The organism is Micromonospora sp. CNZ322 (assembly GCF_007827755.1).
The window spans coordinates 361,053-372,886 of sequence record NZ_VITD01000006.1; the positions used below are offsets into that span (position 1 = coordinate 361,053).

General features: G+C 71.8%; 11 protein-coding genes. 9 read left to right on the plus strand and 2 right to left on the minus strand.

What is annotated here, in order from left to right; translation table 11 throughout:
• Window positions 1-216: 216 nt before the first annotated feature.
• On the minus strand, window positions 217-2,373 hold the full coding sequence (locus tag FB453_RS17530; protein WP_145791552.1) for an elongation factor G-like protein EF-G2: 2,157 nt from the start codon (window positions 2,371-2,373) through the stop codon (window positions 217-219).
• Window positions 2,374-2,622: 249 nt separating this feature from the next.
• Here FB453_RS17530 and pgsA point away from each other — a divergent pair, with 249 nt between their 5' ends.
• The 8 genes from pgsA (at window position 2,623) to FB453_RS17570 (ending at window position 9,502) form a co-directional block, all read left to right on the plus strand.
• Entirely contained in the window at window positions 2,623-3,252 is a 630-nt protein-coding gene (pgsA, locus tag FB453_RS17535) for a phosphatidylinositol phosphate synthase (protein ID WP_145791554.1), read from the plus strand.
• 46 nt (window positions 3,253-3,298) lie between these two features.
• Window positions 3,299-4,231, plus strand: coding sequence for a phosphatidylinositol mannoside acyltransferase (locus FB453_RS17540; RefSeq protein ID WP_145791557.1), 933 nt, complete (start codon window positions 3,299-3,301; stop codon window positions 4,229-4,231).
• A gap of 16 nt (window positions 4,232-4,247) precedes the next feature.
• A complete protein-coding gene (locus FB453_RS17545; protein WP_145791559.1) occupies window positions 4,248-5,408 on the plus strand; it encodes a glycosyltransferase family 4 protein in 1,161 nt (386 codons plus the stop codon).
• A gap of 81 nt (window positions 5,409-5,489) precedes the next feature.
• Window positions 5,490-5,993 carry a hypothetical protein gene (locus tag FB453_RS17550; protein ID WP_112583378.1) on the plus strand — a complete coding sequence of 168 codons (504 nt, stop codon included), beginning with the start codon at window positions 5,490-5,492 and terminating at the stop codon, window positions 5,991-5,993.
• A gap of 150 nt (window positions 5,994-6,143) precedes the next feature.
• Complete coding sequence (gene pdxS / locus FB453_RS17555) at window positions 6,144-7,061, plus strand: pyridoxal 5'-phosphate synthase lyase subunit PdxS (protein WP_091401733.1); 918 nt, start codon at window positions 6,144-6,146, stop codon at window positions 7,059-7,061.
• Between the two features lie 43 nt (window positions 7,062-7,104).
• Window positions 7,105-7,710, plus strand: a complete 606-nt coding sequence (gene pdxT / locus FB453_RS17560) for a pyridoxal 5'-phosphate synthase glutaminase subunit PdxT (RefSeq protein WP_145791562.1) — start codon at window positions 7,105-7,107, stop codon at window positions 7,708-7,710.
• Between the two features lie 282 nt (window positions 7,711-7,992).
• Window positions 7,993-8,745: a YebC/PmpR family DNA-binding transcriptional regulator gene (locus FB453_RS17565; RefSeq protein WP_112583375.1), complete on the plus strand. Its 753-nt coding sequence runs from the start codon at window positions 7,993-7,995 to the stop codon at window positions 8,743-8,745.
• 142 nt (window positions 8,746-8,887) lie between these two features.
• Window positions 8,888-9,502, plus strand: coding sequence for a ribonuclease FAU-1 family protein (locus FB453_RS17570; protein ID WP_145791565.1), 615 nt, complete (start codon window positions 8,888-8,890; stop codon window positions 9,500-9,502).
• A 12-nt stretch (window positions 9,503-9,514) separates the two neighbouring features.
• On the opposite strand, the gene FB453_RS17575 is transcribed toward FB453_RS17570, so the two are convergent.
• Entirely contained in the window at window positions 9,515-10,510 is a 996-nt protein-coding gene (locus tag FB453_RS17575; RefSeq protein ID WP_145791567.1) for a helix-turn-helix domain-containing protein, read from the minus strand.
• A gap of 253 nt (window positions 10,511-10,763) precedes the next feature.
• Between FB453_RS17575 and FB453_RS17580 the strand changes: the two genes are divergently transcribed.
• A complete protein-coding gene (locus FB453_RS17580) occupies window positions 10,764-11,792 on the plus strand; it encodes a helix-turn-helix domain-containing protein (protein ID WP_145791569.1) in 1,029 nt (342 codons plus the stop codon).
• Window positions 11,793-11,834: the final 42 nt, after the last annotated feature.

Below are 11,834 nucleotides of genomic sequence, written 5' to 3' on the forward strand. Positions count from 1 at the left end.
CGCGCCGGCCCGCGTCGATCAAGGAGTTGTGGTGCCTCACAAATCGGGCCTAGATCGGCCTTCTGCCCGCCACAACTCCATGATCGACCCGCGATTCACCCCAGCCCTCGCCGATCTTGCACTTTCTGCGGGGACTTATGCCCGCGACAGCGACATAAGGGCAACAGAAAGTGCAAGATCGCCGGGGCGGGGCGGGGCGGGGCGGGGCGGGGCGGGTTAGGGGAGTTGTTCCTTGCGGGCCTGGTCGGCCAGGTGGGCGGGCATGGGGTCGTGGCGGACGAAGTGGCGGCGGAAGGTGCCGGTGCCGGCCGTCATGGAGCGCAGCTCGACGGCGTACCGAAGCAGCTCGGTGGCCGGCACTTCGGCGCGGACGAGGGTGCGGCCCTCGGTGTCCGGGTCCGGTTCGGTGCCGAGCACCCGGCCGCGCCGGCCGGACAGGTCGCCCATCACCGTGCCCACCGAGCCGTCGGGCACCCGGATGGTGACCTCGTCGATCGGCTCCAGCAGGGCCGGCTGGCCACGCTCGGCGGCGTCGCGCAGGGCCAGCGCGCCGGCGGTCTGGAAGGCCGCGTCGGAGGAGTCGACGCTGTGCGACTTGCCGTCGACCAGGGTCACCCGCAGGTCCACCACCGGGTGCCCGGCGACCAGCCCGCGCTCCAGTTGGGCGCGGACGCCCTTTTCCACTGACGGGATGTAGTTGTGCGGCACCGCGCCGCCGACCACCCGGTCGACGAACTCGAAGCCACTGCCACGGGGCAGCGGCTCGACCTCGATATCGCAGACCGCGTACTGGCCGTGGCCACCGGACTGCTTGACGTGGCGACCGTGCCCCTTCGCGGGCACGGTCAGGGTCTCGCGCAGCGACACCTTGACCGGTTCGGTGTCCAGCTCGACGCCGCCGGCGCGCAGCCGGTCGAGCACCACGTCGGCGTGTGCCTCGCCCATGCACCAGAGCACCAGTTGGTGGGTCTCCGGGTTGCGCTCCAGCCGCAGCGTGGGGTCGCCGGCGACCAGGCGGGCGAGGTTGCGGGCCAGGGCGTCCTCGTCGGCGCGGCTGCGGGCGGCGATCGCCACGGGTAGCAGCGGCTCCGGCATCTCCCAGGGGGCGATCAGCAGGGGCTCGTCCCTGGTCGAGATGGTGTCGCCGGTCTCGGCGCTGCCCGACTTGGTGATCGCGCAGATGTCACCGGCAACGCAGAGCGGCACCTCCCGCACTGTGGCGCCCAGCGGGGTGTAGATGTGCCCGACCCGCTCGTCGGCGTCGTGGTCGGGGTGCCCACGTTCGGCCATGCCGTGCCCGGAGACGTGCACGGTCTGGTCGGGGCGCAGCGTGCCGGAGAAGACCCGGACCAGCGAGACCCGACCGACGTGGCGGTCGATGGTGGTCTTGACGACCTCGGCGACCAGCGGCCCGGCCGGGTCGCAGCTCAGCGGCGGACGCGGCGAGCCGTCCACGCCGGTCACCGCCGGCAGCTCGTGCTCCAGCGGCGACGGGAACGCGGCGGTCAGCACCTCCAGCAGCACGTCCAGCCCGACACCGGTCTGGGCGCAGACCGGCACCACCGGGTAGAAGTGCCCCCGGGCGACGGCCTTCTCCAGGTCGTCGATGAGCACCTCGTCGCTGATCTCCTCGCCGTCGAGGTAGCGGTCCATGAGGGTCTCGTCCTCGCTCTCGGCGATGATCCCCTCGATCAGCTCGTCGCGGGACTCGTCGATGGCCCGCTGGTGCTCCGGGTCCGGGTCGCGGACGTCGGCGGGGAGCCCGGCGCTGTAGTCGAAGACCCGACGGGTGATCAGGCCGAGCAGACCCTCGGTGGACACCCCGTCGTCGCCGAGCATCGGCAGGTAGAGGGGCATCACGTTGTCACCGAAGAGGCGCTGGCAGAGCGCCACCGTCTCGTCGACGTCGGCGCGGGGTTGGTCCAGTCGGGCCACCGCGACCGCGCGGGGCATGTCGACAGCGGCGCACTCCTCCCACAGCGCGACGGTGGCCGCGTCCATGCCACCCGCCGCGGAGACCACGAAGAGCGCGGCGTCGGCGGCTCGCAGCCCGGCGCGCAGCTCGCCGATGAAGTCGGCGTACCCGGGGGTGTCCAGCAGGTTGACCTTGATGCCGTTGTGCAGCAGCGGCGCGCAGGACAGGCTGACCGAGCGCTGCTGGCGTACGGCGGCGGGGTCGTGGTCGCCGACGGTGGTGCCGTCGACGACGGTGCCGGCGCGGCCGATCGTGCCGGTCGCCGCGAGCAGGGCCTCGACCAGTGTGGTCTTGCCCGCCCCGGAATGCCCGACGAGCACCACGTTGCGAACCCGCTCGGGCTCGGTCACCACTGGCGTGCCGCCGGTGGAACCTTTGTCGTGACTCTTCTGCGCCATGGGGCGCACCTCCCTCAGCCGGTGGTGGTGGCGACCGCCGCGCGACGGGTAGCGGCCCGGGGCGAGTGCGCGGCGATATCCTCCGGTGGTCTGCTGCACAGCGGGAACGGGACGGGCGGACGGGTGAGCTGGCTCACCTCCCGGCTCGATCTCACACCCGTTGCCGGGTAGGCACAAGCCTCCCCCGGGCGGGTCGGCGGTACCGTCCGTATCGCCGGAGCTGGGCGGACCGTTATCGTGGGGACCGCCATGGCGAAGATCTTCCAAGTGTCGGCCCGCGCGGGGATGACCCGCGTCGTCGAGCCGATTGCCCGCGCCCTGCTGCGCGCGGGCGTCACCCCCAATGCCGTCACCGTCGCGGGCACCGTTGGTGTGCTCGTCGGCGCGCTCGGCTTCGGTGCCCGCGGCCATCTGGTCGCGGGCGCGTTGATCGTCACCCTGTTCGCGCTCACCGACCTGCTCGACGGGACGATGGCCCGGATGAGCGGTGGCTCCACGAAGTTCGGCGCTTTCCTGGACTCAAGCATGGACCGGGTCGCCGACAGTGCCGTCTTCGGCGCCGTCGCGTACTGGCTGGCCACGCAGAACGACCACTCCGGGGTGGCCGCCGCGTTGGTCTGCCTGGCCGTCGGTGGCCTCGTCTCCTACGTGAAGGCGCGAGCCGAAGGGCTCGGCATGACCTGCAACGTGGGCATCGCCGAACGCACGGAGCGGCTGCTGATCGTCGGGGTCGGCGGGATCCTCACCGGTGTCGGTGTCGATCCGGCCCTGGAGATCGCGCTCTGGCTGCTCGCTGCCGTGTCGATCTTCACGGTGGGGCAGCGGATGACGCACGTCTACCGCCAGGCCCAGCAGCTCCAGCCGGACGGCCAGGCGTGAGTGCCGTGCCGGCGACCCGGCGTCTGACGACCGGCGGCCGAGTCACGTGAACATCACCGAGCTGGGCTACATCGCCGGGTGGCGGGTGGTCCGCGCGCTACCCCGGCCGGTGGTGGCGGCGGCGTTCCAGGCGGGCGCGGACCGCGCCCATCGCCGCCCCAACGGGGGTACGGCCCGACTGCGCGCGAACCTGCGCCGGGTGGTCGGCCCGGGGCTGCCCGAGGCCGAGCTGGACGATCTCGTCAAGCGCGGGTTGCGCTCGTACGCCAGGTACTGGATGGAGGCGTTCCGGCTGCCCGCCCTGAGCCGGTCGCAGATCCTGTCCAATTTCCGGCTCGACGGCGCCGAGCTGCTCGCCGCCGACGTGGCCGCCGGCCGGGGCGCGGTGGTGGCCCTGCCGCACGCCGGCAACTGGGATGCCGCGGGCGCCTGGGTGGCGGCCACCGGTTGGCCGATCACCACTGTCATGGAGCGGCTCAAGCCGGAGGGCGTGTACCGGCGTTTCATGGCCTTCCGCGCTGAGCTGGGCATGGAGATCCTGCCGACCCACGGCGGGCCGCGTCCGGCGTTCGACGTGCTGCTGGACCGGCTCCGGGCCGGCGCGGTGGTGCCGTTGCTGGCCGACCGTGACCTCTCCGCCCGGGGGGTGGAGGTGGACTTCTTCGGCGCGAAGACCCGGATGCCCGCCGGGCCGGCGCTGCTCGCGTTGCACACCGGCGCGCCGCTCTACGTGGCCTCGATGTGGTACGAACCGGACGCAGCCTGTGCGTCGCTGGCTGGCCCGCTGCCGGTGCCCGGCCCCGAGGTGGGGCCACTGGACCAGCGGGTCCGGTCGCTGACCCAGCTGATCGCCGACCGTCTGGCGGCGGGTATCGCCCGGCATCCGGAAGACTGGCACATGCTGCAGCGGATGTGGCTGGACCAGGCGAGGTCGGGGGAGCGCGCGGCGCTGCCCTCGTCGGCCTCCGGCCCGGCCTGAGGAGGTGGGCTGACGGATGCGGATCGGCATCGTGTGCCCGTACTCCTTCGACGTGCCCGGCGGGGTGCAGAACCACGTCATGGACCTCGCCGAGGCGCTGATCGCGCTGGGCCACGAGGTGAGCGTGCTCGCGCCGGCCGACGAGGATTCGCCGCTGCCGGAGTACGTGGTGTCCGCCGGGCGGGCCGTTCCGCTGCCGTACAACGGTTCGGTGGCCCGGATCGCGTTCGGTCCGGTGTCGACCGCCCGGGTACGGCGGTGGATCACCAACGGCGACTTCGACGTGCTGCACGTGCACGAGCCGCTCACGCTGAGCCTGTCGCTGCTGGCCGTGCTCTCCGCCCGTGGCCCGGTGGTGGCCACGTTCCACACCGCGATGACCCGTTCGCGGGTCCTCGCCGCCGCGCAGGGTGTGCTCCAGATCGTGTTGGAGCGGATCACGGCCCGGATCGCTGTGAGCGCGCTGGCCCGCAAGGTGCAGGTCGAGCACATGGACGGCGGTGCGGTGGAGATCCCCAACGGGGTGGCCGTGGCCAAGTTCGTCGACGCCGAGCCGTTGCCGGGCTGGCCGGGGGAGTGCGCGGCCGGCACGGGCGGCACACTCGGCTTCCTGGGCCGGTTCACCGAGGCACGCAAGGGCTTCCCGGTGCTGCGCGACGCGTTCGTGGCGCTGGCCGCCACCCGGCCCGGTCTGCGGTTGCTCGTCGCCGGCCCGGGTGACCCCGACGACCTGTACGACCAGTTCCCGGCCGAACTGCACGAGCGGATCACGTTCCTCGGCCTGGTCAGCGAAGCGGACAAGGCGCGCATGCTGCGCAGTGTGCACCTCTACGTCGCACCGAACACCGGCGGTGAGTCGTTCGGCATGATCCTCACCGAGGCCCTCGCCGCGGGTACGACTGTCGTCGCCAGTGATCTGGACGCCTTCCGGCGGGTGCTCGACGGTGGGCGGGCCGGTCGGCTCTTCCCCACCGGCGATCCGGTGGGGCTGCGTGCCGTGCTGGCCGACCTGCTGGACGACCCGGCCGGGCGGGCCACGCTGAGCGCCTGCGGCGATCAGGTGGTCGCGAATTTCGACTGGCCGGTGGTTGCCCGCCGCGTTCTGGAGGTATACGCAGCGGCGATCGAGGCAACCGACGGGCGGGTCATCGACCAGGAATGGGTGGGGCTGAGCTGAGCCGGTGTGACGGATGGTGCGAAGGTGACCGGCGGGACCGGTCCGGCCGCGCCCAATCGGACGAAACGGAGCAGCACTACGATGCCGCACATGTGGTGGGTGGTGGCCGCGAGCGTGGTCGTGGGGCTGGTCGCGGCGTACCTCATCTGGACCGCCGGCCGGGTCGAGCGACTACAGGGCCGCGCGGAGCTGGCGGCCCGGGCCCTCGACGCCCACCTGCTGCGCCGCGCGGCGGCAGCCGCGGTCCTGGCTGAGCGGCGTTTCGGCGTCGAGCTGTACGCGGCGGCCCGGATCGCCCTGGACGCCAGCCCGGACGAGCGGGAGGCGGCGGAGAACGACCTGACCCGGCAGTTGCGCGGCGTCCAGTTGGACCCGGGCGACCCGGACTGCGCGGCGGTCATCGCCGCGAGTCGTCGGCTCGCGTTGTCCCGGCAGGTGCACACCGACCTGGTCCGGGACGCCCGCTCGGCGCGCAGCCGGCCGCTGGTGCGCCTGTTGCGGATGGGGCGGGGCCGGGAGTGGCCGCGCTACTTCGACATCGACGACCCGACCCTCGTCGTGCCGGCGGACGTCCCCGCCGCCTGACCTCCGACGGCCGCCGTGGCTCCCGCGACGAGCCGGTGACCACTGCCACAGTGCAGGCCACCGGGGGTCTGATTGGCTGTCGGTGCGGCGTTGCACCGCGCGTAGCATTTTCGCTGCCACCCCCAGAGCATGTCCAAGGAGCGATGACCCGTGCCCGAAAACACCGCGTCGAACACCGGTACCGCCCCCGTCGTCGGCACCGCCCGCGTGAAGCGTGGCATGGCCGAGATGCTCAAGGGCGGCGTGATCATGGATGTCGTCAACGCCGAGCAGGCCAAGATCGCCGAGGACGCCGGCGCCGTCGCGGTGATGGCCCTGGAGCGGGTGCCCGCCGACATCCGCGCGCAGGGTGGGGTGTCCCGGATGAGCGACCCCGACATGATCGACGGAATCATCGAGGCGGTCTCCATCCCGGTGATGGCCAAGGCCCGCATCGGCCACTTCGTGGAGGCGCAGATCCTCCAGTCGCTCGGCGTGGACTACGTCGACGAGTCCGAGGTGCTGACCCCGGCCGACTACGCGAACCACATCGACAAGTGGGCGTTCACAGTGCCCTTCGTCTGTGGCGCGACCAACCTGGGCGAGGCGCTGCGCCGGATCACCGAGGGTGCGGCGATGATCCGCTCCAAGGGCGAGGCGGGCACCGGTGACGTCTCCAACGCCACCACCCACATGCGGAAGATCCGCCAGGAGATCCGCCGGCTGGCCTCGCTGCCGACCGACGAGCTGTACGTCGCGGCCAAGGAGTTGCAGGCCCCGTACGAGCTGGTCAAGGAGGTCGCCGAGAGCGGCAAGCTGCCGGTGGTGCTGTTCACCGCGGGCGGGATCGCCACGCCGGCCGACGCGGCGATGATGATGCAGCTCGGCGCGGAGGGCGTCTTCGTCGGCTCCGGCATCTTCAAGGCGGGCAACCCGGCTCAGCGGGCCGCCGCGATCGTCAAGGCGACCACCTTCCACGACGACCCGGACGTGCTGGCCAAGGTCTCCCGGGGGCTCGGCGAGGCGATGGTCGGTATCAACGTCGACGAGATCCCGCAGCCGCACCGGCTGGCCGAGCGCGGTTGGTGAGCGCTCTTTCCGGCGGCGTGACGCGGAGAGGAATGGTGCGACCATGACGGCACCCGTGATCGGTGTGCTCGCGCTCCAGGGCGACGTCCGCGAGCACGTGGCGGCGCTGGCCGCGACGGGCGCGGACGCCCGCCCGGTCCGCCGTCCGGCGGAGCTGGACACGGTCGACGGGTTGGTCATCCCCGGCGGCGAGTCCACCACCATGAGCAAGCTCGCCGACATCTTCGAGATGCGCGAGCCGATCGACAAGCGGATCGCCGACGGCATGCCGGTCTACGGCTCCTGCGCCGGGTTGATCATGTTGGCGACCGAGGTGCTCGACGGTCGACCCGATCAGCGGGGTTTCGCCGGCATCGACATGACCGTCCGGCGCAACGCGTTCGGCCGGCAGGTCGACTCGTTCGAGGCGCCGGTGACCGTCGTCGGGGTGCCGGGGGAGCCGTTCCACGCGGTGTTCATCCGCGCGCCGTGGGTCGAGCGGGTCGGTGCCGGCGTCGAGGTCATCGGGGTGGTTTCCGACGGCCCGGCTGCCGACCGGATCGTGGCGGTCCGACAGGGCAACCTGCTGGCCACCTCGTTCCACCCGGAGCTCACCGGTGACCTGCGGGTGCACGCGTACTTCGTGGACCTGGTCCGCGCCGCCTCCTGAACCGGCGGGCGACCGCGCCGGGCTGTCCATGATGCTCGCCGCGGTCGCGGCCCGGACCGGGTTTTTGTCCCGTCTGCCCTGGTCCATCGGGGCCGGGCGGCCGTGCCGTGCGCGGTGCATGACAGGGACCCGGGGGACGTCGGTAGGATTGCGGAGATTCGGCAGGGCCATCTGCCCGCCACGGCTTCCACCAGAGCTGACCGGCACCTCCGCGTGCGCCGGTGGGAGCGGGGCGTGAGCGGTGCGGTCGATGCAGACGGCGGGTAGCAACGGAGGTAGAAGATGTCCGGCCACTCAAAGTGGGCGACGACCAAGCACAAGAAGGCCGTCATCGACGCCAAGCGCGGCAAGATGTTCGCCAAGCTGATCAAGAACGTCGAGGTGGCCGCGCGGATCGGCGGCGGCGACCCTACCGGCAATCCGACGCTCTTCGACGCCATCCAGAAGGCGAAGAAGAGTTCGGTGCCGAACGACAACATCGACCGCGCCGTCAAGCGTGGCTCCGGCCTGGAGGCTGGCGGCGCCGACTGGCAGACGATCATGTATGAGGGGTACGGCCCGAGCGGCGTGGCCATGCTCATCGAGTGCCTCACCGACAACCGCAACCGCGCGGCGACCGAGGTGCGCACCGCACTGACCCGCAACGGCGGCTCGCTCGCCGACGCCGGCTCGGTGTCGTACATGTTCTCCCGCAAGGGCGTGGTGATCGTCCCCAAGGAGGGCACCAGCGAGGACGACGTGATGCTGGCCGTCCTCGACGCCGGCGCCGAAGAGGTCAACGACCTCGGTGAGGCGTACGAGGTGGTCTCCGAGCCGACCGACCTGATCCCGGTGCGCACGGCGTTGCAGGATGCCGGCATCGAGTACGAGTCGGCCGAGTCCTCCCTGATCCCCAGCGTCAACGTGCCGCTGGACGAAGAGGGCGCGCGCAAGATCTTCAAGCTGATCGACGTCCTGGAGGACTGCGACGACGTCCAGAACGTCTACGCCAACTTCGACGTCAGCGACGACGTGATGGCGGCGGTCGACGCCTGACCCCAGCCCCGCTCCCGCTTCACCCCGCCGCGATCTTGCACTTTCTGACCCGACAGACCGGGTCACGCAGGGCATACCGGCAACAGGAAGTGCAAGATCGCGGCGAGGGCTGGGGCTGGGACGGCGAGGGAGGGGGTGCGGGGTGGAGCGGTTTGAGCCTGGCGACACAGTGGTGCGGCGTGAGGTGCTGCGGGGTGAGGTCTGGTTCGGTTGCCCGACGATCTGCGTCGAGGACTCGCCTGACCTGCTCGCCCTCTACCTCCCACCGGGGGCCCAGTTCGGCTTCCCGGACACGGGCGTCTTCCCCTGCGGGCGGCACCCGTGGGAGGCCGCGGGGCACCGCTCCTGGTCCGGGCACGGCAAGCTGATGCTGCAACGCCCCGGTGAGGCGCACTCGATCGACGTGTTCTGGACCGGGCCGGGGCGCGACTTCGCCGGCTGGTACTTCAACCTCCAGGACCCGGTGCGGCGTACCCCGATCGGGGTGGACACCCTGGACCACGAACTGGACCTGTGGTGGGCCGCGGACGCCGACCGGTACGTCTGGAAGGACGTGGAGATGTTCGCCCAGCGCCTCGTCGAGGGGCGCTACCCGGGCATGGGGGACGCCATCCAGGCCGAGGGTGACCGGATCGCCGCCCTGCTCGACGGGGGTGAGCGCTGGTGGGACCCGGCGTGGGCCACCTGGCAGCCCGACCCCGCCTGGACGGCGCCCCCGCTGCCCGTCGGCTGGGATCAGGTGCCACCGGCGCGCTGAGCAGCGCCGATGTCAGTTTCCGGGCAGCGCGTTGACCAGGAACACCTGATCCGGGCCGCCGGTGCACGGCTCAACCAGCGCGGCGTCCGCCACGGCGCTGTCGTCGTCGCGCAGGCCGACGCACAACTCGGTACGGTCCGGCCGGATGCGGTACGCGTCGGGCGTCGTTCCGGTCGGTTCAAAGTGGAACACCTGCTTCGACCTGTTCGCGCTGCAATCCTTCTCGTTCCAGGGTTCGAGCAGGTTCCGGCCGGGATCCTCCTCGCGGATGGTGAGGCAGCCCTTCCCCAGCACCGGGTGGACCCAGTGGATGAAGAACATTCCGTCGGCCACCGGTTCCAGCGAGGTGTCCGGTGGGGTGGCCTCCGTGCAGGGCCGCTGGACCGCTATCTCCTTGGTGTACTGGCCGGTGCGATCGCGACCCTCGGTGAGGCAGAGGTGCGGGCTGCGGACGGGGCGGATCTGACTGAGCCCCGCGCTCGGCGAACGGGCACCGCCACCCGCCGATGCGGTCGGATCGGTGGTTTGCGCGGCCTTTCCCTGCTCATCGTCGCGTCGCTCGATCCAGAAGCCCACGCCGAGCGTGGCCAGCAGGGCGGCGACGACGAGCAGCGCCAGCGGCGCGGGCCGCGCGAACCAGCGTGGGCGGGCCGGGCCAGAGTGCTCCGGGGCCACGGTCGCAACCGCGTCGACCGGCGGTGGGTCCGCTGCCGGCGACGGCGGGGCCAACTGGCCTGCCGCAAGGCGGTGCCGGGCCCGTAGCCACGTCTCGACCTGATCTTCCGCGCCGCACGCCCGCACGAACGCGGCCACCACCTCGGGGCGCGGCAGTGTGGACCGGCGAAGAATGTCCGCCGCGGTGCTGCGGGCCAGCACGTCACCCGTCGACGCGGCACGCTGTTCCAGTTGCCGGTAGGTGAGCCCTGACCGGTCCTTGAGCTGGCGCAGCATCTCGACGAACTCGGCCGGGTCGGACGCGTCGTCCGGGCGTAGCTCCCCCGTGGTCATCGCCCGATTCTCCAGACCCCGCGGACGCGAGGGCAAATCGGGTCCCGACGACTGTCCGAGATGGTCGGACAGGATCCGGACATGCCGCTCTGAGCTGCCCGGACAGCCCAGCGCGGCGACCGAGGCATTGTCCTGGTCGACCGGGTTACCTAGCGTCTTTTCTCGATGGCCGCGCCGCTGAACGGGGTACGGCCGACGGGCTCGTGCCGGCACGGGTTCGGGCCCGACCACACCAACGACACGGGGAGATTCGATGGATGACGCTGTCCGGGATCCGGTGCCGCAGGCGGCCACGGCGGGGGAGTACGTGGTGTTGCTCAGGGAGGTGCGGCGGCGTTCCGGTCTGACCTATCGGGAGCTCGCCCGGCGAGCCTCGGCGGCCGGGCACTGGCTGCCGCCGAGCACCCTCGCGACGATGCTGGGGCGGACGACGCTGCCCCGGGAACGTACCGTCGTCGCGCTGCTGACCGCCTGCGGCACCCCGGCGGTCGAGGTCGACAGGTGGCTGGAGACACGGCGGGACCTCGAGGCTCGCCTCGGCGAGCACTGTCGAGCCGAGAGCGACGCGGCACGGACCCCTGCCGGCCCGTCCACGGCCGTCGCGGCGAACATCCGCCCGAGCGTCGGCTCGATTCCACAGCGACCCGAAGCGCCCTGGCCGGCGCGTCGCTGGCTTCGGCTGGCGCTGCTGGCGGTGCTCGGCGTCCTGACGGTCGGGGCGGCCGGGGCGCTGCGACCCCTCGCCCCTCCCACAGTGGACGGCTCACCGACCGTCGGGTGCCCGGAGGTGCTGCGCCAGGGCATGTACGGCCCCTGCGTGCTGAGCCTCCAGGAGCACCTGGTGGCCGACGGACTCACAGTGCCGGTCGACGGCTGGTTCGGCCCGGACACCACCAGCCGGGTGATCGTGTTCCAGGCTTTCGGCGCTCTGCCGGTCAGCGGCACCGCGGACGAGCGGTTGTTCGACGAGTTGGCGGGCGATCGCAAGGTGCCCGTCCGCTGGTCGGAGGACCGGATCGGCAAACACCTGCGGCGGATGTTCCCCGAGGACCCGGCCGGGGCGGTGCAGGTGGCGCGCTGCCTGTCCGGATTGGACCCGTACCGGGTGGAGGTCGTCGAGGACGGATCGCGGCGCTGGGGGTTGTTCCAGTTCAGCGACATGGAGGTGTCCCGGTTCGGCGTCGACCGCCAGACGGCGCTGGACGCGGCCTGGAACATCAGGACGGCACGGGAGGTCTGGTCTCGTACCGGCGACTTCAGCCACTGGAACTGCGCGGCGTAGCAGTCACGCGTGACGCTCCCCGTCCGGTCCACACGAACCGGA

Excerpts from the sequence above, each read along its gene's own strand:
- FB453_RS17530 (WP_145791552.1), bottom strand. The coding sequence starts at position 2,373 with ATGGCGCAGAAGAGTCACGACAAAGGTTCCACCGGCGGCACGCCAGTG.
- pgsA (WP_145791554.1), top strand. The coding sequence starts at position 2,623 with ATGGCGAAGATCTTCCAAGTGTCGGCCCGCGCGGGGATGACCCGCGTC.
- FB453_RS17545 (WP_145791559.1), top strand. The coding sequence starts at position 4,248 with ATGCGGATCGGCATCGTGTGCCCGTACTCCTTCGACGTGCCCGGCGGG.
- FB453_RS17550 (WP_112583378.1), top strand. The coding sequence starts at position 5,490 with ATGCCGCACATGTGGTGGGTGGTGGCCGCGAGCGTGGTCGTGGGGCTG.
- pdxT (WP_145791562.1), top strand. The coding sequence starts at position 7,105 with ATGACGGCACCCGTGATCGGTGTGCTCGCGCTCCAGGGCGACGTCCGC.
- FB453_RS17565 (WP_112583375.1), top strand. The coding sequence starts at position 7,993 with ATGTCCGGCCACTCAAAGTGGGCGACGACCAAGCACAAGAAGGCCGTC.
- FB453_RS17575 (WP_145791567.1), bottom strand. The coding sequence starts at position 10,510 with ATGACCACGGGGGAGCTACGCCCGGACGACGCGTCCGACCCGGCCGAG.
- FB453_RS17580 (WP_145791569.1), top strand. The coding sequence starts at position 10,764 with ATGGATGACGCTGTCCGGGATCCGGTGCCGCAGGCGGCCACGGCGGGG.